Below are 24,295 nucleotides of genomic sequence, written 5' to 3' on the forward strand. Positions count from 1 at the left end.
GATAGCGGTAACATGATCGCGACGGGACCGACTTGTCAATCGGCGAGCGGCGATGACGACGGGAGAGGGTGGATGCGGGTGTTGGCGATGGCGGCGGCGCTGGCCGCACTGGGCTTCGGCCTGGGCGGGGCGGGGGCGGCGCGCGCGGACGACGGCTACGACCTGTGGCTGCGCCCGCGCGCGCCGGCCGGGACGCCGGCGCAGGTCGCTCGCCGCGGCGACACCGCGACGCTGCGCCTTGCCGAAGCCGAACTGCGCCGGGCGCTCCCCGCCGGTGCGACGTTGCCGGTCGTGGTCGCGACCGCGGCCGATCCGGCGGTCGTGGCGGCGCGGCTGCCGCTGACGGGGCTGGGCGACGAAGGGTATCTGGTGCGCGCGGCGACGATCGGCGGCCGGCGGGTGATGCTGGTCGCGGGCCATACCGATCGCGGCGCGCTGTACGGCGCATTCGCCCTGATCCGCCACGTCGCGACCGGTGGCGTCGCCGATGCGGCCCTGCTGCGGTCGGCGCCGCGGCTGGCGCTGCGGATGCTGGATCACTGGGACAATCTGGATGGCACGGTGGAGCGCGGCTATGCCGGGCAGTCGCTGTGGGACTGGTGGACGCTGCCCGACTTCCGCGATCCCCGCTACACCGATTATGCACGCGCCAACGCCTCGATCGGGATCAACGGCACCGTCCTCAACAACGTCAATGCAAAGGCGGACAGCCTGACCGCCCCGTATCTGGCGAAGGCGGCGGCGCTCGCCGACGTGTTCCGGCCGTGGGGAATCCGCGTCTACCTGTCGGCGCGCTTCTCCGCACCGATCGAGCTCGGCGGGCTGAAGACCGCCGATCCGCGCGACCCCGCGGTCGCGGGCTGGTGGCGCGCGAAGGCGGACGAGATCTATCGCAGCATCCCCGATTTCGGCGGCTTCCTGGTCAAGGCCAACAGCGAGGGCCAGCCCGGACCGCGCGACTATGGCGCCAACCATGCCGATGGCGCCAACATGCTCGCCGCGGCGCTGCGCCCGCACGGCGGTCGGGTGATCTGGCGCGCCTTCGTCTATGCCGAAACCGATCCCGAGGATCGCGCCAAACAGGCCTATAGCGAATTCCGCCCGCTCGACGGCCGCTTTGCCGCCAACGTGCTGGTGCAGGTGAAGAACGGCGCGATCGACTTCCAGCCGCGCGAACCGTTCCATCCGCTGTTCGGCGCGATGCCGCGCACGCCGATGGTCGCGGAATTCCAGATCACCAAGGAATATCTCGGCTTCGCGACGCACCTTGCCTATCTCGGCCCGTTGTTTGCCGAAACGCTGCGCGCGCAGACCGGCCGGGGGCGGCAGGACGTCGCCGACACGCTGACCGGCATGGCGGGCGTCGCCAACATCGGCCGCGACCGCGACTGGAGCGGATCGACGTTCAACCAGGCCAATTGGTACGCCTTCGGCCGGCTGGCGTGGGACCCGGACCTGCCCGCGGACCGCATCGCGCGCGAATGGGCGGCGCAGACCTTCGGCACCGATGCACAGGTGATCGCCACCACCAGCGCGATGATGGCCGGATCGCGCGAGGCGGTGGTGGATTACACCGGCGCGCTGGGTCTCGCGCACCTGATGGCGACCGGTCACCATTATGGGCCCGGGCCCTGGGTGAGGGATCTGGCGCGGCCCGAATGGAACCCGGTCTATTACCACCGCGCCGACGCCGCCGGCATCGGTTTCGACCGCACCGCCGCGGGCAGCGACGCGGTGGCGCAATATGCCGCGCCGGTCGCGCGCGCGCTCGCCCGGCCCGACACCACGCCGGAACGCGAGCTGCTGTGGTTCCATCACGTCGCCTGGGACCGCCGCATGGCCGACGGGCGGACGCTGTGGGAGGACCTGGTCGCGCATTACGACCGCGGGGTCGGCTATGTCGCGACGATGCGGACGCAATGGGACACGCTGCGCACGAAGATCGATGCGGACCGCTGGACGAAGACCGCGACCTATCTCGCGGTGCAGCAGCGCGAGGCGCAATGGTGGCGCGACGCCAGCCTCGCCTATTGGATGTCGGTCAACCACCGCCCGCTGCCCGCCGGCGTCGTGCCGCCGGCACACGATCTGCACTGGTATCGCGCGCAATCCTTCCCGCACGCGCCCGGCAACCCCAAATAGGCGCGCGGCGTGCGGGGGCGGGTCGTCAGCGCCGATACTCGGCGTCGGACACCGGCTCCAGCCATGTGACGTTGGTCCCGTCGACGCTTTCGGTGATCGCGATGTGTGTCATGCCGGTGTCGATCGTGGCGCCGTGCCAGTGCTTCTCGCCCGCCGCGAAGAACACGGTGTCGCCGGGCACGATGTCCTCGACCGGGCCGCCGACGCATTGCGCCCAGCCGCGGCCGGCGATCACGATGATGGTCTGTCCGGCGGGATGCGTGTGCCAGACCGTGCGCGCGCCGGGCGCGAAGGTGACGGTCGCGGTGCCGACCCGGCTGGGCGGCTCGGTCGTGCCCGGATTGTCGATCCGCACGGTGCCGGTGAAATAGTCCGGGGTCTTGCCCGGCATCGACGGGGCGGCGGCGTTCCTGGTGATCTTCATGGCGGAGCGATCCTGATCGGGGTCGGCTGCCAACGCGCGACCGCGCCGATCCTCTCCATCGCCTATCCCGCGACGCGTGCGGCGAAGGCGTCGGCGCTCGCCTGCAACGCGCGCAGCCGGTCGTCGAGCCGGTCGAAGCCGTGGCCGACGTCGTCGACCACCGTGGTGACGGTGGCGATGTCGCCGTGGATCGCGGCGATCGTCGCCGACATCGCATCGGCGGCCTGAGCCGTGTCGTCTAGCGACGTGGTGATCGTCGCCACGGTCGTCGCCTGTGCCCCCATCGCCAGGCGGATGCGGCCGGCCGAACCCTGCACGTCGTCCACCGTGAGCTTGATCGACGCATTGTGATCGACGGTCGCGCGCGTCGCGCGTTCGATCGCGGCGATCTTCAACGCAACGTCCTCCGTCGCGGCGGCGGTCTGGTGCGCGAGGGCCTTCACCTCCTGCGCCACCACCGCGAAGCCGCGGCCCGCGGAGCCCGCATGCACCGCCTCGATCGTGGCGTTGAGCGCCAGCAGGTTCGTCTGCTTGGCGATCTGGCGGATCAGCGCCAGGATCGAATTGATCGATCCCACCTGTTCGAACAGCGTCTGCGAGATGACGACCGCCTCGTTCGCCTGCGTGCCGGCCCGTTCCGCGACCGCCGCCGCGCGTTCGACCTCGTCGCGCGTCTGGCCGATCGCACGGATCAGGTCCGCGGCGAGCGAGGCGGCGTCGCGCATCGTCCCCGCCGACCGTTCGGCCGCGGTCGCGACGTCGGATGCCTTGTGCCGGACGCCGCGTACCGCCCGGGCGCTGGCCCCGGTCTGATCGCGCAGTGCATGCCCCTCCCCGCCCGCGGTCGTCACCAGTTCGGCGATGCCGCCGCGAAAGACGGTCGCAAGGGCGTTGCGTTCCCGGCGTGCCGCGTCGCCCAGATAGGCGGCATGGATCGTCGCATAGACGTCGCATTCCAGCGTCCGCAGCCGGAACAGGAAATCGGTCACCTCGCCGCGCTCTTCCAGGGACAAGTCCAGCCTGCCGCACACCAAGTTCAGCATCAGCAACGCGTTGCTGTTGCCCATGGCGAGCATGCGGGTCAGCGATATGCCGGCGGCATAGGCGACGCCGATCCGCACCACCCCGCGCCGGACCCAGCCGACATCGGTCAGGTCGCAGAAGCGCCGGCGCAGCTGGTCGACCCCGCGCGCGACCAGCGCTTCGCGATCCTCGTCGCCGCCAGCCGGGAAGACGCGGAACCAGCCGTCGACCTGCGCCGCCGCGACGCGTCGCGCGTCCCCGTGCCCATCCGCGTCGAGCAGCGACCAGACGCGGCGTGCGATCGCATGGTCGTGCGCGGTGAATGCGAACAGGCGCAGCCGCTCGCCCAGATCGATGGCGGCGACGACATCGTCGATTGGAAAGTCGCTGTCCTGCGGCATCAGCTTGCGGCGCACCTCTTGCCCCGCGGACTAGCCGATGCGGGTTAAGGGCGCGTTGACGGTGCGCCTGACGCCGCTGGCGATGACGCGATGCGCCCTACGCCGGGCGGGCGCTCGCCCCGTCCCTGCGCAGCCATTGCACGCCCTCGTCGATGACCGTCAGCATCGCGCGCGCCGCGCCGGCGGCATCGCCGGCCGCGACCGCGTCGGCGACATCCCGATGCCGACGGACGATCGTCGCGATCGTGTCGGCCCCGGGCGGCGCGGTCAGCGACAGCGATGCGTCCAGCGCCGTCTCGACCACGCTCGCGAACGACCGGAACAGCGGGTTGCCCGATGCGGCCCCCAGCGCGACGTGGAACCGCAGGTCGGCCTGCGCAAAGGCGTGCCGGTTGACGCCCGCCGCGGCCATCGCGTCGAGCGCGGCCCGCATCTCGTCGATCTGTGCGGGCGACGCCCGTTCCGCCGCCAGCGCGGCCGCGGCGGGTTCGACCGCGCGGCGCATCTGCGTCAATTGGTCCATGAAGGCGGCATCCAGCCCGACGCGCACGCGCCACGACAACAGGTCGACGTCGAACCAGGCCCAGCGTTCGGGCGGCAGCACGAGCGTGCCGACCCGGCTCTTGGCCGCCACCAGTCCCTTGGCGGTCAGCGTCTTGGTGACCTCGCGCATCATCACGCGCGACACGCCGAACCGGTCGAACATCTCCTCGACCGACGGCATGCGGCTGCCCTGCGGCCGTTGGCCGGAGATGATCTCGCATGCGAGGATACCGGCGACCTCATCATGTCCGACGTGGATCGTACCGCTGTCCCGCATATCGTGGGTCTAGGCCCATACCTCCCCATCGTTCAAGCGATACACGCGCAATCCCAATCGCTTGGCGCGAGCCCGAACGCGCCGTGGCGGGGGGCGGACCCAGCAACACCCGCCCCCGCCGACCGGTCAGAAGGCGAAGCGCGCGCCCGCGATGAATTGCCGGCCGCTGTGCGTCAGGACGTTGAGCCGGTTGGTCGCGTCGACATATTGATCGTTGAACTGGTCGGTCAGGTTTATCATTTCGAGGCTGAGCTTCAGCGCGTCGGTGATGTTGTAGCTGATCTGCGCATCGACGTTGGTCGTCGAATTGGTGCCGTTGTAGCTGTTGCCTTCCGTCCCCGGCACCGCGGTCAGATACTTGGAGCGATAGGCGACCGACCCACGGATCGAGAAGCGCTTCGTTTCATAATAGAGCGTCGCGTTCGCCGCGTTTCGCGACAGGCCGACGAGCGGCTGGGTCACCGTCGCCGAACTGGTCGCCGACAACAGGTATTTGATGTCCGATTTCACGTAGGTGTAGTTCGCCAGCACGCCGAAGTCGCGCAGGAAGCCCGGCAGGAAGGTGAAGGGCTGCTGCACGTTCACCTCGAACCCGCGCAGCTTGCCGCCGCTCGAATTGACCGGCTGCGTCACCGTGAAAATATCGGTCGGCGACGCGGCGCTGCCCGCGAGCAGCGACGCCGGCAGGCCGAGGTCGGAGAAGGGCACGTTGACGCTCAGCGTCTGGACGAAGGTGCCGATGTCCTTCTGGAACGCGGACACCGCATAGACCGCGCCCTTGGTCGGATACCATTCGAGGCTGGCGTCGAGGTTGGTCGATTCGGTCGGCTTCAGGTCGGGATTGCCCGAGCTGAAGCCGCGGTTGCCGCCCGAGATGTTGAGGTTGCCGCCCGGCGTCAGCGCGGCGATGCCCGCCCGCGACAGCGTCTTGGCCGCCCCGAACCGGACGAGCAGAGTGTCGGTGAGGTCGTAGACGAGGTTGGCGGACGGCAGCCAGCGGTCGTAGCTGCGGTCGGCGGTGATGAGGCTCACCGACGTGCCGACGCCGGTATAGCCGGTCGAGCGCTGCTGGGTGTGGACGTAACGCACGCCGGCATCGCCGCGCAGCCGGATGCCGGCGTCGGCGAGGTTGAATTCGGTCATGCCCCAGGCGCCGGTGTCGCGTTCGCGCACCGTGATGTACGATCCGCGCGCGGTGGCGTTGTCGAGCCGGCCGACCGCGTAGAGCGGGTTGGTGTAGATGCCGTAGAGCTCGGCGAACTTGTTGATGTCCGGCACCAGCCACGACGTCGGCGTGCCGGTCGGCAGGTCGATGCCGCGCCCGAACCCCGAATAGAGCGTCGTCGCCGCGGCGATCTGCGCCGGGGTCAGCGTCTGCACCACCGTCTCGCCGGCGTTGCGGCGCCCTTCCGTCGAGGAATAGGTGAACTGGCGCCAGTCGAGCCCGGCCTTCAGCTTGACCAGCCCGCTCGCGGTCCATTCCAGATAGCCCTTGGCGGTCCTGAAGCTGTTGTCGACCGTCTGCGGCCGGACGCGCACTTCCGAATTGCCGTTGGTAAAAGTATAGCTCGCCGAATTGGTGACGTCGAAGCCGGGGCGGATCGTCGGGAAACGCGTCGAGAAATCGTAGTAGAAATTGTTCGAATTGACCGCGTCGATCGTAACCGTGGTCTGCGTCGGATTGGTGAATTCCGACTTGGCATAGCCGACGGTGCCGACGAACTTCAGCGCGTCGCCGAACTTCTGTTCGAGGTTAGCGGTACCCTGGTAGAAATCGGTGCGCAGGATGTCGTAGCGGCTCTGCGAGCGGACATCGACGTTGTCGAACGTGCCGCTGATGATGTTGCGATTGGCATCGACCGTGCCCGACCGGATGATCGTCTGCGGCTTGCCGGTACCCGAGCGGCTGAAGCTGATCGCCTGGATCTGCGATTCGGCGCGCGTGCCGTCGAGCCGCGAATAGAGGCCGTCGATCGACAGCAGGGTCGCGTCGGTCGGCTGGAACTGCACCGATGCCGCGGCGCCGAGCCGCTTCTGGTCGATCGCATAGCTGACGAGGCCCGGGATGCGCGGGTGGAACAGCGCCTGGCCGGCATAATCGGTCTGCGTCGCCGACGCGCCGTAGTTGATCTGCGCCAGCGTATAGCCCGCCAGCGTCGAGGCGGCGTTGAACCCGCCGTTGAACCCGCCATAGGTCCAGCGCGTGATGTTCGCGCCCTCTTCGCGCAGCTTGCGCTCTTCATAGGCGACCGACAGCAGCACGCCGAAGCGGCCGTCGGGCGTCGAGGCGGTGACGAGGCCCGACACCCGCGGCGTCGCCTTGCGCGCCAGGTCGTTGTAGCTCGCCTGCGCGGAGATCACCGCGGTCGGCTTCTTGTAGTCGAACGGCCGCGACGTCTGGAGGTCGACCGTGGCGCCGAGCGAGCCTTCCTCGACATCCGCCGTCGCGGTCTTGCGCACCGCGAGGCTGTTGAACAGGTCCGAGCTGAAGATGTTGAAATCGAAGCCGCGGCCGCGATTGACGCCGCCCGAATTGTCGGTTCCGCCGGTGGTGCCGATCGCCTCCATCCCGTTGATGCGAACGCGGGTATATTCCGGCCCCAGGCCGCGCACCGATATGTTGCGCCCTTCACCGTTGACCCGGCTGATCGCGACGCCCGGAATGCGCTGGAGCGATTCGGCGAGGTTCAGGTCCGGGAATTCGGCGATATCCTCCGCCTTGATGACGTCGATCGTCGCGGTCTGGTTGCGCTTGATGTTGATCGCGCTGCTCAGGCTTTCGCGGAAGCCGGTGACGACGATGTCCTGCGCCCCGGCATCCGGACCGTCGGTGAGCGGCGGTGCGTCGGCGACCGACGGTTCCGGTGCGGCGGCCGGCGAGGCGGGCGGCGAAACCGTGTCCTGCTGGTTGCCGGGGGCGCGCGCCGCCTTCTCCGCATTGGTTTCGGGCGAGGTCTGCGCGATCGCGGGCGAAGCGCCCAGTCCGATCGCCGCGGTGGTGAGCCCCAGCGCGATCTTCAGTCCACGGATGCCGGACATGGCCATCATCGATCCCCTCGTCGTGTGCGTCCGACCTTCCGTGACCGGGGTCGGTTCTGTCATGCTGGGGTAGCTTGGGCGGGGGCGGCGACGCCAATCCCAATCGGGCATGGATCGTTGCGCGTGGCGCATGGGTCGCGATCCGCCGTCGGCGGCGCGGGATCGCATCGAGCCACGAAAGGACTGGATCGTCCCGCTTTTCGACTTGGACCGCCCGGCCGCCGCCCGCTAGCGTTCCGGCCTTCCAAGCCCGCGCCAGACGGGCATGTCCCCCGAGGAGAGCGTCCCGATGATCGCCGCCGACCAGCGCCCGACGCGCGTCCGTTACCGGATCATCGCGCTCATCTTCCTCATCACCTCGATCAATTATGCCGACCGCGCGACCTTTTCGATCGCGGGGACGCAGGCGTCGGGCGAACTCGGCCTGACGCCGGTGCAGACCGGGTTCGTCCTCTCCGCCTTCGCCTGGGCCTATGTGCTCGCGCAGATCCCCGGCGGCGTGCTGCTCGACCGGTTCGGGACCAAGCGCATCTATGCCGGGGCGATCCTGCTGTGGTCGGCGATGACCGCGATGCAGGGGTTCGTCGGCTGGCTGCCGTTGCTGTCGGCGGTGGCGACGCTGTTCGTGCTGCGGTTCCTGGTCGGGCTGGCGGAGGCGCCGTCCTTTCCCGGCAACGCGCGGCTGGTCGCGGCGTGGTTTCCCGGACCGGAGCGCGGCACCGCCTCCGCCATCTTCAACAGCGCGCAATATTTCTCGCTGGTCGCCTTCGCGCCGCTGATGGGCTGGCTGGCGCACAGTTTCGGCTGGCGATCGGTGTTCTGGGCGATGGGCCTGCTGGGCATCCTCGCCGCGCTCGCGTTCGTCCGCTTCATCCACAGCCCGGTGCGGCACCCCGCGATCAACCGGGCCGAGCTCGACCATATCGAGGCGGGCGGCGGGCTGATCCGGATGGAGGAGGCGAAGGCGGGCGCCAGCACCTTCACTTGGGACAACGTGCGCATGCTGCTGGCCAACCGGATGATGCTGGGCATCTACCTCGGCCAGTATTGCATCAACGTGCTGACCTATTTCTTCGTGACGTGGTTCCCGATCTACCTCGTCAAGGAACGCGGGCTCAACATCATGGAGGCGGGATTCGCCGCCGCGGCGCCGGCGATGTGCGGCTTCGTCGGCGGCCTCGTCGGCGGGTTCGCGTCGGACGCGATCCTGAAGCGGACCGGCAACCTGGACCTCGCGCGCAAGGGTCCGCTCGTCGCCGGCATGCTGCTGGCGACGCTCATCATCGCCTGTGTCTGGGCCGAATCCGAATGGCTGGTGATCGTGCTGATGGCGGTCGCGTTCTTCGGCAAGGGCGTCGCCTCGCTCGGCTGGGCGGTGATGGCGGACGTCGCCCCCAAACAGCTCGCCGGCCTGTCGGGGGGCGTGTTCAACATGTTCGGCAACATCGCCGGGATCGTCACCCCGATCGTCGTCGGCTTCATCGTCGCGGGCACCGGCTCGTTCGACCTCGCGCTGGTGTTCGTCGGCGCGCATTGCCTGCTGACCATCTTCGCCTTCCTGGTGATCGTCGGGCCGATCCGGCGTCTGGAGTTGCCGGCATGACGATCGACCGCCGCTCGCTGCTCGGCGCCGGCGCCGTGCTGACCATGCTGCCCGCCGCGGCGCGGGCGCGGCCAGGCGTGCTGGTCGTCGATACGCCGATGGCGGCGCCGCGCTGGGCGCTGCTGCAACGCCGGCTGCTCGCCGCCAACGCCGCCGCGTGCGAGGCGTTCTTCGCCAAATACGTCGGTCCGGGCGACGCGTTGCAGGTGTTCGAGCGCTGGGGCGCCAACGACGGTCCCGACGATGCCGCGGAGGCGGCCAACGACTGGGTGACGCTGCACGCCCTGGGGGCGCCCGACCGGCTGCTGACGCTCGCGCAGCGGTTCTGGGAAGGGCATCTGAAGCAATATTCCGCGGCGCGGACGGTGGACGTGCCGATCGCACGCGCAGGCATGTATTACCGCGAATTCCCCGTCCAGATGGACTGGCAGCACAACAGCGAAGGCCTCACCAGCTTCAACGTGATGGGCCTGAGCGCGCCGCACGATGCGATGCTGATCGAGCGGACGCGGCGCTATGCCGATTTCTACACGGGGCGCGACCGCAGCGTCGCCAATTACGATCCGCGCGCCCGCGTGATCCGCAGCGTGCTGAACGGCAGCCGCGGGCCGATGCTGCGCCGCGCGACGCCGCTCGACTGGACCGGCGACCCGTTCGACACGCGCGCCTTCCACATGGAGCATGGCGAGCAGGATTATGCGCAGACGCTGCGCCATTACGACGACTATGGCGACGTCGCGGGCGACAATCCGCTCAATCTGCAGGCGACGACATTGGGCGTCAACGCCTATGCACTGGGCGCGGGCGAGCGGTTCCGCGGCTGGGCGCTCGACTATCTCGACGCGTGGATGGAGCGCGCGCGCGCCAACGGCGACATCGTGCCGAGCCGGATCGGCACCGACGGCCGGGTCGGCGCCGACTGGTGGCAGGGCGTCTATGGCTGGGGTTTCTCGCCGCTGGTCCCGCAGACCGGCGTGCGCGAGAACCGCAATCGCGTGCCGCGATCGATCACGGCCTTCTACAACGGCCTGCTGCTGACCGGCGACCGCGAATACATCCACCTGTGGCGGCGGCAGACCGCGCGGATCAATGCGGCGTCGAGGCGCATCGACGGGGTGATGTCCGCCCCGACGATGTACGGCGCACAGGGCTGGTACGGGTGGAAGCCGGGGCCTTACCGCACCAACGGGTTCGAAATCTGGTATGCGACGCAGGACGCCGGCGACCTGGCGGCGGCGGGCACGCATCCGTGGATCGATTTCCTGCACGGGCGCAACCCCGGCTTCCCCGAAGCGGCGCTGACGGCCGACCTGGCGCGCGTCGCGGAGCGGGTGGCGAAGCGGGCGGCGGATAGCACGACGCGGATGCAGCGGCTGGCCGACTGGACGATCGACATCAACCCGGCGAGCGCCACCGCGCTGATCGAGACGATGACCGGCGGGCTGCACATCGCGCGCCCGCCCTGGTCGCCGACCAGCCCGCCGCAGGGCGGCGTGGTGCTGCACTGCCGGCTGCGCTATTTCGACGCGGACCGACGGCGCGCGGGGGTGCCGGAGGACGTCGGCGCGCTGGTGCACGCACTCGGCGACGGCTCGACCGAGGTGACGCTGGTCAACACCGGCCGGAGCGCGCGGACGGTCGTGGTGCAGGGCGGCAGCTATGGCGAACATCGCATCGACGCGGTGACGCTCGCCGGCGCGACCCGCCCGGTCGGCGGCCGCGACGTGACGCTGCGGCTGGAGCCGGGATGCGGCGCGCGGCTGACGCTGGCGATGACGCGCTACGCCAACCGGCCGACGCTGGCCTTTCCCTGGGACCGGTAGGCACTGCCCCCGTCATGGCGAGCGGAGCGGGGGCATGACGAACGGGGTCAGCCGCCCGGCTTGATATAGGGCGCGACCGCGAACAGCAGGCGCTCTTCGCGCCGGGGATCGTCCTCGACGCGGATGTCGCGATCGAAGATCATCGTCCCACGGCGCGCCAGGTCGTACCGTGGCCATGAGGGCAAGGCACCGCCGTTCGGATCACCCGTCCGCGCGAGCCGGATGAAGGCATCCGCCATCTGCCCGGCCAGCCGCCGGGCCGCTGCATCGTTGCCCGTCCGCGCGCCGGGCTGCGCGGTGTTGTCGAACACCAGTCCGATGTCGAGCGTGTGGAACGCGCCGAGCACGCCGCCGGCCTCGGGCGAGGGAAAGTCGAGCTGGTACATCCAGGTCGGCGCGCCGATCCGGGCGCGCTCCTCGGCCTGGATGAGGTGCCCGGGCCAGGAGCGGCCCGCGGTCGAGGCGGCGAGCAGGATCTGCCCCGGCGTGCGCTGCGGGTAGAGCTGGCGGTAGCGCGCGATGACATGGTCGACGCCGACGTCCTTCGTCATCTGCGCGAGCAGCCGCCCGGGCAGGTTCGACCAGGTCGTGTCACCGCGCTTCAGCGTCGCCTCGATCCACAGGCCGGTCTCGTCATGCGTGTTGCCGATCACCAGCGGGATGGGCGCCGCCTCACGCGGGGCGTCGGGAAAGAAGGGGTGACGCACCAGCACGTCGTGGTCGAGCGTCGAGGTGAAGCTGATCTCGCCCTTCCCCTCCAGCGGGTCGGTCATCGCCATCGCCGCGACGAGGCGCGCGACCGGCAGCGTCGCGAGCTCCGCGGCGTCGCGCGCGCCCGCCCTTGCCATCCACGCCCGCGCCCGCGCCGTCGCGTGGTTGGGCCCGGCGGCGGTGACGTGCTGGCCGCTCATCGTCGCGGCCGCGTGGAACAGCGGGCGCGCCTGCGCCATCGCCATCAGCGTCACGACCTTCGCGCCGCCCCCCGACTGGCCGAAGATCATCACCCGGCCCGGATCGCCGCCGAACCGCGCGATCGAATCGCGCACCCATTGCAGCGCGAGAACGATGTCGAGATTGCCGACGTTGCCGCTCTCCGCCGGGCCGCCGGCCTGCGCCAGATAGGCGTAGCCGAGGCCGGCGAGGCGGTGGTTGAGCGTCACCACGACCACGTCGCCGCGGCGGACGAGGCGGGTGCCGTCGTACAGCGGGTCGGATCCCGACCCGTGGCTGTGCGCGCCGCCATGCAGATACACCATGACCGGGCGTCGGCCCGCGTCGAGCGCGGGCGTCCAGACGTTGAGGAACAGGCAGTCCTCGCTGGTCGGCCCGTCCGCCCCGGTCTGCGGCGCGGCGGCGCCATAGCGGGTGGCGTCGACGATGCCGCGCCATGGCTGCGGCGCGACCGCACGGCGGAACCGCCGGGGGGCGGTGTCGCCGCCATAGCGGATGCCGCGAAAGACGAGCACACCGTCCTCTCGCAGGCCGCGGACGCGGCCGTACGGGGTCGTGGCGACCGGGTCCGCGGCCGTCACGCCGGCGGCCGGGAGCGCCGCCATGCCGGCGAGCACGCCGCGCCGGTCGATCATTGCCCCATCTCGGCGCACAGCCGCCGCATCGGCGCGAGCGCGGGGTTATGGTTGTCGCGACGCCACGCCATGAACAGCTCGACCGGGCGTTCGGGTTCGGTCGAGAGGCGGCGGTACTGGACGTCCATCAGGTGCAGGCCGGAAGCGGATTCGGGGACGATCGCGGCGGCGAGGCCGGCGTGGACGAGGCCGAGCATCGAATGGATCTGGGTGACGTGCTGGACGTAGTGCGGGCTGACCCCCGCCTCGTCGAACAGGCGAATGAGCATGTCGTGGAAGTAGCCCGCCCCCTGCCGCGCGTACATGATGAGCGGCTGGCCGTCGAAATCGGCGGGTTCGAGCACCGACTTGGCGGCGCGCGGATCGCCCGCGGGCAGCGCCACGACCAGCGGCTCGTGCAGCACCAGCGCGGTGTCGAATTCCTGGCGGGCGAGCGGCGGACGGACGAAGCCGATGTCGATCAGCCCGGTCAGCAGCGCATCGACCTGTTCGGTCGTCACCATCTCGCGCAGCTCGAGATCGATGTTGGGCAAAGCGGCGCGCGCCTGGGCGACGATCTGCGGCACCAGATTGTAGCCGGAAACGGCGGTGAAGCCGATCGCGACCTTGCCCGCATCGCCCTTCGCCACGCGGCGGGCGGACAGCTGCGCGCTCTCCGCGAGGCGGACGATGCGCCGCGCCTCGATCAGGAAGACGCGGCCCGCCGGGGTCAGCGCGACGTTGCGGCTGGTGCGTTCGAGCAGCGTTACGTCCAGGATGCGCTCGAGCAGCTGGATCTGGCGGCTGAGCGGCGACTGCGTCATGTTGAGCCGCTGCGCCGCGCGGCCGAAGTGGAGTTCCTCGGCGGCGGCGACGAAGCAGCGGAGCTGGCTGAGTTCGAACATGGCCCAGCCTATCGCGGTCAGGCGGCGGCGGCGAGCGCCTGCGGGCTGACCCGTTCGATCAGGACGCGCAGGCGGTCGTGCTCGGTCGCGCTGAGGTCGGTCAGCGGCGAGCGCACCGGCCCCGCGTCGCGGCCGACGATGCGCATGCCCGCCTTGACGATCGACACCGCATAGCCGCGCCCCTCGTTGCGCAGGCTGATATAGGGCAGGACGAAGTCGCGCAGCTGGCGCAGCACCTCGGCGCGGTCGTCGGCGCGGACCGCCTTGTAGAAGGCGAGCGCCCATTCCGGCATGAAGTTGAAGATCGCCGACGAATAGGTCGTCACCCCCATCGTCAGATACGGCACCGCGAAGGTTTCCGCGGTGGGAAGCCCGCCGATATAGGTCAGCCGGTCGCCCATCCGCGCATAGATGCGCGTCATCAGTTCGATGTCGCCGACACCGTCCTTGTAGCCGACGAGATTGGGGTTGCGGTCGCACAATCGTGCCAGCGTCTCGTCGTCGACCACCGCATTGTCGCGATTGTAGACGATGACGCCGAGGCCGGTGGCGCGGCACACCGCCTCGATATGGCGTTCGAGCCCTTCCTGCTTGGCGCCGACCAGATAGGGCGGCAGCAGCAGCAGACCGTCCGCGCCCGCCCGTTCGGCATCGCGCGCGATGCCGGTGGCGATCGCGGTGCCGTAGCCGCAGCCCGAGATGACGGGAAGCCGCCCGCCCGCCTCCGCCACCGCGGCGGCGACGACGGTCGCGACCTCGGCGGGGGTGAGCGAGAAAAATTCGCCGGTGCCGCCGGCGGCGAACAGGCCGGTCAGCTCGTGGCCCAGCATCCAGGCGCAATGTTCGCGATAGGGGCCTTCGAGGAAATCCCCCTCCGCGTCGAAGTGGGTGACCGGGAAGGACAGCAGGCCGCCGCCCAGGTGGCGCGCCATGTCGGTGGGGCTCATCGTCGTCACTGGGCTCTCCTGTCGTCCCCGCGGTTCGTGGATCGCGGATCTTGGCAGGGTGGTACGGGTCGACGGGAGCAGCGTCCAAACCAAAGGCGCGATGGATCGATGCGCGCCTTGGCTGGATGCCCCCCGCCGGGCACGCGCGACGGGGCGCATCCGGCGGGGGCGGGATCCGGCCCGGTCAGCGGATGTCGAGCATCACCACCGACTTGGGCGGCAGCGTCACCTGCACCGTGCCGCCCGACAGCGCGGCACCGGTGAAGGCCACCGGCACGACCGCGTTCGGCGCATCGAAGGTGTTGTGCGCGTCCATCGTCGCGGCGGTGACGATCCGGCCGGTCACCGCCGCGCCGGCGACGCCGTCCAGGCGGACGGTGACGCTGGCGGGCTGGTTCGGATCGACGTTGGTGAGGCCCATGTGCACCGCGCCGTCGACGCCGCGCACCGCGCTGGCGCTCACCGCCTTCAGCACCCACTGGTTCTTCGAATACCAGCGCGACCGGACGTCGACCGGCAGCACGATGCCGTCCTGATAGTCCTTGTACAGGTCGAACACCCAATAGGTCGGCGTCTTCACCATGCGGTTGCCGTCGGTCAGCATCATCGCCTGGAGCACGTTGACCATCTGCGCGATGTTGGCGCCGCGCAGCCGGTCGGTGTGGCGGGCGAAGATATCGAAGTTCAGGCTGGTGACCAGCGCGTCGCGCAGGCTGTTCTGCTGGTACAGGAAGCCGGGATGGCTGCCCGGTTCCTGGTCGTACCAGGTGCCCCATTCGTCGACGAGCAGCGCGACGCGCTTCTTCGGATCGTATTTGTCCATGATCGCCGCGTGCCGGGTGATGAGTTCGTCCATCTTCACCGTCTTGGCGAGCGTGCGCGCCCACTGGTCCTCGTCGAAGCCGGTCGCCGATCCCTTGTGTGCCCAGTCGTTGGGCACGGTATAGTAATGGACGCCGATGCCGTCGAACTGGCGGCTCGCCTCGCGCATCATCACCTCGGTCCAGGTGTAATCCTCGGAATTGGCGCCGCTCGCGATCTTCATCACGGTCTGCCCCTCGGGCATCTTGATGAAGGTGCTGTAGCGACGGGTGACGTCGGCGCCGTATTCGGGCCGCATGTTGCCGCCGCAGCCCCACAATTCGTTGCCGATGCCGAACATCGGCAGCTTCCACGGCGCCTTGCGGCCATTGGCCGCGCGTTCCTTCGCGAGGCTCGATCCGCTCGGCGAGGTCATGTATTCGACCCATTCCGCCATCTCGCTCGGCGTGCCGTTGCCGACGTTCCCCGAGACATAGGGCTCGGCGCCGACCAGCTCGGAATAGTTCATGAATTCGTGCGTTCCGACCGCATTGTCCTCGGTCACGCCGCCCCAGTTGGTGTTGATCTTGACCTTGCGCTTGGCGGGCGCGCCGATGCCTTCGCGCCAGTGATATTCGTCGGCGAAGCAGCCGCCGGGCCAGCGGATCACCGGCACCCGGATCGCCTTCAGCGCGTCGAGCACGTCGCGGCGATAGCCGTCGACGTTAGGAATGCGGCTGCCCTTGCCGACCCAGATCCCGCCATAGATGCCGGTGCCGAGGTGTTCGGCGAACTGGCCGAACATCCGCCGGTCGAACTTCGGCGCGGGCCGGTCGCCATGGACGGTGACGGCGTCGCCGCCGCCGTCGGGCGCCGGCGCGGCCTGCTGCGCGGACACGGGCGCGGCGAGCACCAGCGCGAGGGCGGTGAGGATCGTTTTCATCGTTCGGTCTCCGTCGCGCGGGGCCGCCGCGCCTGGTCGGGGGTGATGCCGTCGCCGGCCGGGAAAAGCAGCGGGGGCGCGACGTCGGCCGGCACGGGCATCGCCGATGCGATCGTCGCAAGCGCGGCGACGCGGCTAGACCAGCCCAGGTGCACGATGATGCCTCTCCCCTATATTCAATATCTTGTCAGACATGAAGCCGGAGAGGTCAACCCCGATCGCACGGCGGGGGATACCATGCGCGATCTTCCCCCGGCGGCCCGATTGCGCCAAATGGCCATGGCCGCCCGACCGCGTCGGGCGCGCCTTCGCATCGCTGCGCCGACCGGGTGCGATCGGGGAACGAATCGCACGGGTCGGCGGAAGAGCGTGCCGGACCCGTGACGTCGATCGAACTGGCGCCTGCCCGCCTGCCTGCCTTTGCCTGTACCGCCTGCGGCCGCTGCTGCCACGGGCTGCGCCTGCCACTGTCGGTCGCCGAGGCGCGCGACTGGGCCGCGAACGGTGGCACGGTGGAATTGCGGTGCGAGGCCGCGCCAGACCTGGGGCCGCCGGGCGACGCCGCCGCGCTGCACCGCTGGGCGATCGGATTTCCGGCGCACAGCGGCGGCCTGGCGATCCGGGTGGCACTGACTCCGGTCGCGGCGTTCGACGGCGCCTGCCCGCGGCTGCTGCCCGACCGGCGCTGCGGCGCGTACGAGCGGCGGCCGAATGCCTGCCGCATCTATCCCGCAGAGGTCCGGCCGGACCGCGCCGTCGACCCCGCCGACAAGCTCTGCCCGCCCGAGGCGTGGAGCGCGGCGCCCGGACCGGCGAACGATGCGGCGACGGCCGCCGGCACGGCGATCCGCGCCCTGACCATTGCGCAGCGCGACGACCGCGCCACGAAGGCGCGTCTGGCGCACCGGCTGGGTCTGACCGATGTCGCGCTCGCCAACGAGGGCAGCGTGGTGGTCGTGCTCGCCGCCGACCGTCTGCTCGCCGCGATCGCTGCGGTGGCGGGGGAGGACGACGAGGTGCCGGCGACCGACTGGCGGTTCGTCACCGCATCCGCGACCACCGCGGCGCTGGTCGCCGATGCCGGCGGCACGGTCGCGCGCGCCGGGGCCCGCGCCGGAGCCCGCTACGAGCCGTTCGTCGCAGCACACGACATTGACACGGCCGCACCACCTGCGGTCAGGTCGCGGGGATGGCAGGGAGTGACGTGATGGTGCCGATACCGCCGCCCGAGCGGCCCGCTCCATGCTGAGGACAGAGGGGATCATGCCGTCCGTACCGACCGCCGACGATCACCTGCTCCACCTGCTGACGGCGTTGCAGGCGCGCGGCTATGCGTTCGTGACGCCGACGCCGGCGACGCACGCCCGCGTCGTCGCGCGCGCCGAGCGGCGCGAGGCGCGGACGGTCGAGGACATGCTCGGCTGGAGCCTGCCCTATCGGCCCGGCCAGTGCGATCCGGCGATCGAGGCGATCCTGGAACAGGCGGGCGTCGTCGTATCGACGGGAGCGTCGCATCGCGCGACGATCCGCGTGTCGTGCCTTCACGACCGCCTGTTCGTCCATTCCGCCTATCCCACCGATGCGCCGGACGCGGTGTTCTTCGGACCCGACAGCTACCGCTTCGCCGCGTTGCTGGACGACGCATTGCGCGCAGCGCCGCTGCGACCCGACGCGCGAATGGTCGATATCGGCACCGGATCGGGAGTCGGCGGGATCGTCGCGGCGCTCGCCTGGCCGGACCTGCGCGTGCATGTGACGGACGTGAACCCGGCGGCGCTGCGCTTCGCCCGGATCAACGCGCGCGCGGCGGGCGTCTCGATCGTGACGCACGAGGCGGCGACGCTCGACCCCGTGCCGGACGCCATCGACCTCGCCACCGCCAACCCGCCGTTCATCATCGACCGCGAGCGCCGGTTGTATCGCGACGGCGGCGCGATGCACGGCGGGCAGGTGTCGTTCGACATGGCGGCGATGGCGGTGCCGCGCCTGGCGCCGGGGGGACGGCTGATCCTCTACACCGGCAGCGCGATCGTCCGCGGCGGCGATGCGCTGCGCGCGGCGCTGACCGGTCTGGCGCACGGGCACGGCTGCGCGATCCGCTATCGGGAGATCGATCCGGACGTGTTCGGCGAGGAACTCGACGCGCCCGCCTATCGCGACGTCGATCGCATCGCGCTGGTCGCGGCGATCGTCACCCGCCCGACCCGGACGGGCGACGGCTAGCGCACGTAGACGGGGTTGCCGATCAGCCACAGCCGCCCGTCGGGCCGGCGGACGTCGACGCGGAACCAGCGCTGCGCGCCATGGTCGAGCCGCAGCGGCACGTCCGCGCGCGCACCGGCGACCGGGACGCCCGGGCCGGGCCGGACGACGCCGTCGACGACCAGCGACACGCGGCCCCCCGCCACCCCCTCGACATGCGCGACGGCGGCGATCGGGCCGCGCCGGCGCGGCAGCGTGCCGCCCATTGCCGCATGGTCCCGCCCGCGTGTCGCGATCAGGTCGAGCACGCGCCCGCGGCCCTCGTCGAGATCGACGAACACCCGCCCCGATCGCAATCCGCGCAGGATCGCGCCCTGCGAAAGGTCGTCCGCGCGGATCACCGTCGCCAGGCTGCCGATCGCCGCCTGCGGCCCGACCGGCGACGCCCCCCGATACTGGAGTGCATCGTGGTTGTCCGATCCGGCGATGCCGGTGAGCCGGTAGCCGCGATCCAGCAGCGCCTCCCAATAGCGTAGCTGACGGTCGATGGCGGCCTCGCGGTCGCCCGGCGTCTCGATCGTGGAGCCGCCGTTGACCACCTCGATCGCGTCGACCCCGGCATAATCGGTGTCCCGCGGCGCCCAGCCGCAGCCCAGGCAATCCTCGCCGGTGGGGCGTGCGGGATGGTTGATCGTCAGGAACCCGCCGGTGGCATGCGCCGTCGCCAGCAGCGCCGCGACGCTTTCGGCGCCCGTGCGGCCGATGTCGGTTTCCAGCGGCCCCATATAGCCGAGCAGGTTCGCATGGCCGTCGCGCGTCGTCAGCTCGCGCCCCGGCATCAGCAGCAGCGTGTCGAAATGCGGCTGGAGATAGCCCATCTCAATGAAGTGCGAGGTGACGTTGTGATCGGTCAGCGCGACCACGTCGAGCCCGTGGTCCGCCGCTTCCTGAAAGGTATAGAGCGGCGGACACCCGGCCGCGCGCCCGGCGAGGCTGCGGCAGCGCGCGTCGCTCTGGCCGCTGTGGGTGTGCAGGTCGGCGCGATACCAGCCGGGCCCGTCGCGGATCGGATCGGCGGAAAAGGCCACCGCGTCGAGGTCGGTTGCGCGCGCGAACCAGATTCGCGCGCTCCAGCCGGCGCTGTCGCCGGCGCGGATGCCCGGCACGGTCATCAGCAGGCGCCAGCGGCCGGGGGCAACCGGCCCGGGCAGGAACGAGGGCGTGGCGAACGCCTCGCCGATCGTAAAGTCGTATTTGGTGCCGCCGCCCCAGCCGCGGACGCGCTGCGGGTCCGCGACGCCGAGCGTGATGGTGACGCCGCGGTCGCGCCCGTCATAGGCGAAGGCGACGCGGACCTGCGCGGTGCCGGCGGGCACGTCGAACGCCAGGTCGCGCGTCGTGGCGCGATCGGCGCCGCCGATCCGCCCGGCGAGCACGACGTCGGGCGCAGGCCGGGGTGCGGCGGCAAGCAGCGTGGCGAAGAGCGCCAGCCAGAGGAGGATCGTCCACCGCATCCCGTCCGCTCCCGTTACATCTTCATCGTCAGGCTGAACTGGAACACGCGGCCGGTCTTCATATAGCCGCCGTTGCGGTCGTTGGAGATATAGGTCCGGTCCTTGCCGACCGTCGCCCAATAGGTGTGCTGGTCGAGCAGGTTGCGCGCCGACACGCCCACTTCCAGGTTGGCGGTCACCTCATAGGCGAGTCCGAAGTTCAGCTCGCCCACCGGCTGGACGTAGATGTCCGGCTGCGTATCCTGCACCGCGGCGAGCAGCCGGCCGGTGTAATTGTACCACAGGTTGGTGCGGAACCCGTCGCCGGCGTAGAAGATCTCGGCATTGTAGATGAGGTCCGGCGCCTGCGGCAGCGAGGTCGTGCGCACCGGGCGGGTGGCGCCGACCGGGATGACGAACGTCGCCTTCGTGTTCTGGTAGGTGATGTTGCCGCCGACCCCCAGGTTGCCGAGCATGCCGCCGCCGACCATGTCGCCGAGCGTGAAGCGGCCCGACGCCTCGATCCCCTTCACCGTGCCGCTGCCGCCGTTGACCGGGCGGGTATAGACGATGCCGTCGATCGTCTCGCCCGCACTGCGCGTAGCGGTGCTGACGACGAAGTTGCTGAGATCCTTGTAATAAGCGGCGAGCTGCACGTAGCGGCCGACGCCGCCGTAATAGTCCACCCCGGCGTCGTAGCTCCACGCCGACACCGGGCGCAGATCGGGGTTGGGCTGGGTGATCGCGATGATCGCGTTCGTGCCCGGATCGCGGGTGATCCGCGTCGGGCCGGCGATCAGGTCGAACGACGGCCGGGTATAGCTGGAACGCACCGCGGCGCGCACGACGAACCGATCGTCGGGCTTCCAGGCGGCGAGCAGGCTGGGGTCGACATGATCGTAGCTGCGCCCCGCCGACACGAAGCGCGCGCCATCGGCATCCGACAGAAAATAGCGCGCCGAGAAGCGGTTGTCCTCGTAACGGATGCCCGGCATCACCTCGAGCGTGCCGATCCTGAGCGTCGCGGTGGCATAGGCCGCCCTGCGCGTCTCGTTCCCGTCGAGCAGCCCCTGGTTGATCGTCGCGACCGGCACCGCGGCCTGATTGACGAACTGGCTGACCTGCGAATCGAGCTGGCTGCGCGAGAGCACCTTGATCGGGCGGGCGGGATAATAATCGAGGAACCCGGTCAGCACGTCGCCGAAATATTGCGCGACGCTGGGCCCCTGCACGCTGCCCGACTGGAGCGGCGTCAGGAAGCGGTAGCGCGTGGCGTCCGGAGCGAGCGTGCGGCCCTTGCGATCCGCATCCTCGTACAGGCCGCCGACCGACACCTCCGCGAGGACGCCCGTGCCGGTCCAGCCCAGGCTGCCCTTCACCGTCTTCTTGGTTTCGGACAGATAGTCGTAGCCCTGCTGGACGTAGAGCTGCGTCGGCCGGTCGAGCGTCGCGACATAGGCGATCGCGCCCGACGACAGCACCGGCCGCGGCGAACGGACATCGGACAGGTCGACGACGACGCCCTCGCGCGCCGCGCCGGTGTTCCCCGCCGCGCCGTTATAGGCGATGCCGCGGAACGCCGCCTCGATCCGCTGCGGCTGGTCGAAGCGGCCGTCGGCATAGGCGCCCTCGAGCGATGCGGTGAAGCCGTTCCAATGCGCCTTCGCGCCCGTCTGGATCGACAGCAGCTCCTGCTCGACATCCTCGGTGCGGAAATAGCTGGCGGGGTTGATGCCGAGCGGCGTGTAGACCCCCGCCGCAGTATAGGCGCCGCCGTTGGGATTGGTCTGGCCGCGCGTCAGCTCGTTGCGCAACGCGGTCTGGTTCATCGTGTTGGTGTTGCGATAGGTCGCGTAGTTGACGCGGGCGAAGACGTCGACCGGATCGCTGCGGACATCGAGCGAGCCGGTCGCGCCGTAGCGCTTGATCTCGTTGCTGTAAAAATTCCACTGGACGCCGTCCGCCGCGAGCCTGCCGCCGGCGTCGAGCACGCTGCGCACCGTGCCGGTGGTCGCGTTCAGCACCTTGTAGTCGTTCTGCACCGCGGTCGATTCGGCGGCGTTCGCGCGCTCCTCGTAATAGCCCGCGACATAGACGCCGAAATGTTGGTTCGCGCCGAAACGTCGCGCCGCATCGATGCCGATCGCGCCGCCCAGCCCCTTCTGCTTGCGGTCGAGCGCCAGCTGGGCGCCCTGCGCCAGCACGCGCGCGCGGGTGAACGCGCGGCTGAAGTCGAATGCGGTCGGCGTGCGCAGGTCGATGATGCCCGCGATCGAATCGGCATCCTTCGCCGCGCCGGGCGTCTTGTCGACGGCGATCGCGCCGATCGCGAACGGCGAGAACAGGTTGAGCGAGATCGCGCGCGACGTGCCCGCAACCTGCGGCAGGCGGAGGCCGTCGAGCGTATAGGCGTTGTAGCTGGTGTCGAAGCCGCGGATCGAGACATATTGCGCCTCGCCGGTCGCGCTCTGGTTGCGCCCCTGGTCGCGACTGACCGACACGCCGGGCAGCGCCTTGGCGAGATCGGCGACGCTGGTCTGCGAATTGATCGCGACGTCGCCGGTGGTGACGATGTCCACCGTCGCGATCGCGTCATGTTCCTCGCTGAGCGCGGTCCGCTGGCGCTTGCCGTTGACGACGATGTCGTCGGTCAGCGCCTGGCTGGCCGTCTGCGCGCCGTCCGCGTCGGTCGCGGGATCGGCCGCGGGGACGGTCTGCGCCCGCGCCGGCACGGCAGCCGCCGCGATGCCGATCGCGCCGGACAGCAGAAGGAACTTGTAGGAAAGACGTCGCATGAACTGGCCCCCGCATGGTCGTGCGGCGCCGTCGTTGCGGCACCGGTCGAGGGCGCGCCTAGGGGTGGCGTCTTACACTATTAAGGCAATTTGAATTATTTATACGAAATGGACGGGGTCGGCCGCGGCCGGCCCCTAACGCCACGCCCGCACGCCGAGCATCCCCAGCCCGCCGCACAGCGTCAGTGCCCCGAGCGTCAGCATCACCGCGCTGAAGTCGCGCGGCGTCGCCAGCATCCACGTCAGCGGCGGCCCGAGCAGCGACGGCAGCGTGTTGGCGAGGTTGAGCAGGCCGAGGTCGCGTCCGCGGTGGCGGGGGCTCGGCAGCAACTGCATCGCGAACGCCGCGTGCAGCGCGACGAACACCGACGACCCGGCGGCATAGACGGCGAAGGCGATCGCGCCGCCCGTCCAGTCGCGCGCCGCCGCCATGCCGACCAGCCCCGCGGTCGCGACCGACGCCGACAGCAGCAACACCGGCTTGCGCCGCCGGATCACGTCCGACAGCCGGCCGAGCAGCAGCGCGACCGGCAGCGGCAGGACGAAGGCGAGCGTCAGCAGGTGGCCGATCCGCACCGGCAGGTCCGGCCGGGCGCCGGCGGCGACGATGCTCTCGAAATAATAGAGCAGGTACGCCTGCGTCACGACGCCCGCGACCTGGACGAGCAACCGCGAACATCCCGCCACGGCAAGGTCGCGGCGCGCGAACGCGGTGCCGGCGGGCGCCGCGGGATCGGTCGGTCCTGTCGCGACGGCGCGCCCGCCGAGCAGCAGCGGCAGCACGCACAGGCCGACCGCGCACGGCACCAGCGCAAGGCGCGCCGCCTCCGGCAGCGTGGCGAGGCCGATCAGCAGCGTCGACATCGCCGAGGCGACCGGGCTGCCGAGCGCGAGCAGGCCGCCCGCGACGCCCTTTTGCGCATCGGGTATCTCTTCCGACATGATCGCCATCATCGGCGCGAGCAGCGCGTTGACCGCGAACTGGAAGACGACGATCGCCGCGACGATCTGGACCGGCGTCGCGGCGAGCGCGACCAGCGCATAGCTGGCCGCGGTGGCGGCGAATCCACCCGCCATCCAGCGCCGCCGCCCCGCACCGCGGTGCAGCGAGCGGTCGCTCAGCCAGCCGAACAGGATATTGGACCCGCTGGCGGTGATCGCCCCCGCCGTCACGCAGGCGGTGAACACGCCGATCCGCGCGCTGCCGCTCAGCACCTCGATCTTCAGCGGCAGCAGCAGCGTCAGCAGCGGCAGATAGGCGATGACCCCGCCCACGTTCGCCAGCGCGAAGGCGATCAGGAAGATCGGCGAACGACGCGGCGACGCGGCGCGTGACGGGTCGGGGGGCGGGCGCATCTGAAAAAGGCCC

Annotated in this window: 16 protein-coding genes; 5 read left to right on the forward strand and 11 right to left on the reverse strand. The window is 70.3% G+C overall.

The annotated features are described in order from the left end of the window. Positions 1 to 72: 72 nt before the first annotated feature. Positions 73 to 2,142 carry an alpha-glucuronidase family glycosyl hydrolase gene (locus tag LPN01_RS06635; RefSeq protein WP_262827578.1) on the forward strand — a complete coding sequence of 690 codons (2,070 nt, stop codon included), beginning with the start codon at positions 73 to 75 and terminating at the stop codon, positions 2,140 to 2,142. 25 nt (positions 2,143 to 2,167) lie between these two features. On the opposite strand, the gene LPN01_RS06640 is transcribed toward LPN01_RS06635, so the two are convergent. The 4 genes from LPN01_RS06640 to LPN01_RS06655 form a co-directional block, all read right to left on the reverse strand. Then, a complete protein-coding gene (locus tag LPN01_RS06640) occupies positions 2,168 to 2,566 on the reverse strand; it encodes a cupin domain-containing protein (RefSeq protein ID WP_262827579.1) in 399 nt (132 codons plus the stop codon). A gap of 62 nt (positions 2,567 to 2,628) precedes the next feature. Continuing rightward, a complete protein-coding gene (locus LPN01_RS06645) occupies positions 2,629 to 4,005 on the reverse strand; it encodes a methyl-accepting chemotaxis protein (RefSeq protein ID WP_262827580.1) in 1,377 nt (458 codons plus the stop codon). Between the two features lie 82 nt (positions 4,006 to 4,087). Further along, complete coding sequence (locus LPN01_RS06650; protein WP_262827581.1) at positions 4,088 to 4,810, reverse strand: FadR/GntR family transcriptional regulator; 723 nt, start codon at positions 4,808 to 4,810, stop codon at positions 4,088 to 4,090. Positions 4,811 to 4,936: 126 nt separating this feature from the next. Beyond that, positions 4,937 to 7,858, reverse strand: coding sequence for a TonB-dependent receptor (locus LPN01_RS06655; protein WP_262827582.1), 2,922 nt, complete (start codon positions 7,856 to 7,858; stop codon positions 4,937 to 4,939). Between the two features lie 280 nt (positions 7,859 to 8,138). Here LPN01_RS06655 and LPN01_RS06660 point away from each other — a divergent pair, with 280 nt between their 5' ends. Further along, positions 8,139 to 9,452: an MFS transporter gene (locus LPN01_RS06660; protein WP_262827583.1), complete on the forward strand. Its 1,314-nt coding sequence runs from the start codon at positions 8,139 to 8,141 to the stop codon at positions 9,450 to 9,452. Continuing rightward, a complete protein-coding gene (locus LPN01_RS06665) occupies positions 9,449 to 11,275 on the forward strand; it encodes a hypothetical protein (protein ID WP_262827584.1) in 1,827 nt (608 codons plus the stop codon). The genes LPN01_RS06660 and LPN01_RS06665 overlap by 4 nt, the downstream gene beginning before the upstream one ends. A 47-nt stretch (positions 11,276 to 11,322) precedes the next feature. On the opposite strand, the gene LPN01_RS06670 is transcribed toward LPN01_RS06665, so the two are convergent. The 4 genes from LPN01_RS06670 to LPN01_RS06685 form a co-directional block, all read right to left on the reverse strand. Then, the gene (locus LPN01_RS06670; protein WP_262827585.1) at positions 11,323 to 12,861 is read right to left on the reverse strand and encodes a carboxylesterase/lipase family protein; all 1,539 of its coding nucleotides are present in this window, start codon (positions 12,859 to 12,861) and stop codon (positions 11,323 to 11,325) included. After that, positions 12,858 to 13,745: a LysR substrate-binding domain-containing protein gene (locus tag LPN01_RS06675; protein WP_262827586.1), complete on the reverse strand. Its 888-nt coding sequence runs from the start codon at positions 13,743 to 13,745 to the stop codon at positions 12,858 to 12,860. The genes LPN01_RS06670 and LPN01_RS06675 overlap by 4 nt, the downstream gene beginning before the upstream one ends. A gap of 17 nt (positions 13,746 to 13,762) precedes the next feature. Further along, positions 13,763 to 14,692 (reverse strand): 5-dehydro-4-deoxyglucarate dehydratase, encoded by a 930-nt coding sequence (kdgD, locus tag LPN01_RS06680; RefSeq protein WP_262827608.1) that lies wholly within the window; start codon positions 14,690 to 14,692, stop codon positions 13,763 to 13,765. 184 nt (positions 14,693 to 14,876) lie between these two features. Continuing rightward, a complete protein-coding gene (locus tag LPN01_RS06685) occupies positions 14,877 to 16,436 on the reverse strand; it encodes an alpha-N-arabinofuranosidase (protein ID WP_316747055.1) in 1,560 nt (519 codons plus the stop codon). A gap of 380 nt (positions 16,437 to 16,816) precedes the next feature. On the opposite strand from LPN01_RS06685, the gene LPN01_RS06690 reads away from it, so the two are divergent. After that, the gene (locus LPN01_RS06690; RefSeq protein ID WP_262827587.1) at positions 16,817 to 17,644 is read left to right on the forward strand and encodes a YkgJ family cysteine cluster protein; all 828 of its coding nucleotides are present in this window, start codon (positions 16,817 to 16,819) and stop codon (positions 17,642 to 17,644) included. A gap of 55 nt (positions 17,645 to 17,699) precedes the next feature. Continuing rightward, positions 17,700 to 18,659, forward strand: coding sequence for a class I SAM-dependent methyltransferase (locus LPN01_RS06695; protein ID WP_262827588.1), 960 nt, complete (start codon positions 17,700 to 17,702; stop codon positions 18,657 to 18,659). Here LPN01_RS06695 and LPN01_RS06700 read toward each other — a convergent pair. The 3 genes from LPN01_RS06700 to LPN01_RS06710 form a co-directional block, all read right to left on the reverse strand. Next, positions 18,656 to 20,152 carry a CehA/McbA family metallohydrolase gene (locus LPN01_RS06700; protein WP_262827589.1) on the reverse strand — a complete coding sequence of 499 codons (1,497 nt, stop codon included), beginning with the start codon at positions 20,150 to 20,152 and terminating at the stop codon, positions 18,656 to 18,658. The genes LPN01_RS06695 and LPN01_RS06700 overlap by 4 nt on opposite strands. A gap of 14 nt (positions 20,153 to 20,166) precedes the next feature. Further along, positions 20,167 to 22,926, reverse strand: coding sequence for a TonB-dependent receptor (locus LPN01_RS06705; RefSeq protein ID WP_262827590.1), 2,760 nt, complete (start codon positions 22,924 to 22,926; stop codon positions 20,167 to 20,169). A gap of 135 nt (positions 22,927 to 23,061) precedes the next feature. Further along, positions 23,062 to 24,282 (reverse strand): MFS transporter, encoded by a 1,221-nt coding sequence (locus tag LPN01_RS06710; protein WP_262827591.1) that lies wholly within the window; start codon positions 24,280 to 24,282, stop codon positions 23,062 to 23,064. Positions 24,283 to 24,295: the final 13 nt, after the last annotated feature.

Origin of the sequence: Sphingomonas sp. A2-49, assembly GCF_025548555.1 — a bacterium.
Taxonomy (GTDB): Bacteria; Pseudomonadota; Alphaproteobacteria; order Sphingomonadales; family Sphingomonadaceae; genus Sphingomonas.

Excerpts from the sequence above, each read along its gene's own strand:
- LPN01_RS06635 (WP_262827578.1), top strand. The coding sequence starts at position 73 with ATGCGGGTGTTGGCGATGGCGGCGGCGCTGGCCGCACTGGGCTTCGGC.
- LPN01_RS06640 (WP_262827579.1), bottom strand. The coding sequence starts at position 2,566 with ATGAAGATCACCAGGAACGCCGCCGCCCCGTCGATGCCGGGCAAGACC.
- LPN01_RS06650 (WP_262827581.1), bottom strand. The coding sequence starts at position 4,810 with ATGCGGGACAGCGGTACGATCCACGTCGGACATGATGAGGTCGCCGGT.
- LPN01_RS06655 (WP_262827582.1), bottom strand. The coding sequence starts at position 7,858 with ATGATGGCCATGTCCGGCATCCGTGGACTGAAGATCGCGCTGGGGCTC.
- LPN01_RS06660 (WP_262827583.1), top strand. The coding sequence starts at position 8,139 with ATGATCGCCGCCGACCAGCGCCCGACGCGCGTCCGTTACCGGATCATC.
- LPN01_RS06665 (WP_262827584.1), top strand. The coding sequence starts at position 9,449 with ATGACGATCGACCGCCGCTCGCTGCTCGGCGCCGGCGCCGTGCTGACC.
- LPN01_RS06670 (WP_262827585.1), bottom strand. The coding sequence starts at position 12,861 with ATGATCGACCGGCGCGGCGTGCTCGCCGGCATGGCGGCGCTCCCGGCC.
- LPN01_RS06675 (WP_262827586.1), bottom strand. The coding sequence starts at position 13,745 with ATGTTCGAACTCAGCCAGCTCCGCTGCTTCGTCGCCGCCGCCGAGGAA.
- kdgD (WP_262827608.1), bottom strand. The coding sequence starts at position 14,692 with ATGAGCCCCACCGACATGGCGCGCCACCTGGGCGGCGGCCTGCTGTCC.
- LPN01_RS06685 (WP_316747055.1), bottom strand. The coding sequence starts at position 16,436 with ATGAAAACGATCCTCACCGCCCTCGCGCTGGTGCTCGCCGCGCCCGTG.
- LPN01_RS06695 (WP_262827588.1), top strand. The coding sequence starts at position 17,700 with ATGCCGTCCGTACCGACCGCCGACGATCACCTGCTCCACCTGCTGACG.
- LPN01_RS06700 (WP_262827589.1), bottom strand. The coding sequence starts at position 20,152 with ATGCGGTGGACGATCCTCCTCTGGCTGGCGCTCTTCGCCACGCTGCTT.
- LPN01_RS06705 (WP_262827590.1), bottom strand. The coding sequence starts at position 22,926 with ATGCGACGTCTTTCCTACAAGTTCCTTCTGCTGTCCGGCGCGATCGGC.
- LPN01_RS06710 (WP_262827591.1), bottom strand. The coding sequence starts at position 24,282 with ATGCGCCCGCCCCCCGACCCGTCACGCGCCGCGTCGCCGCGTCGTTCG.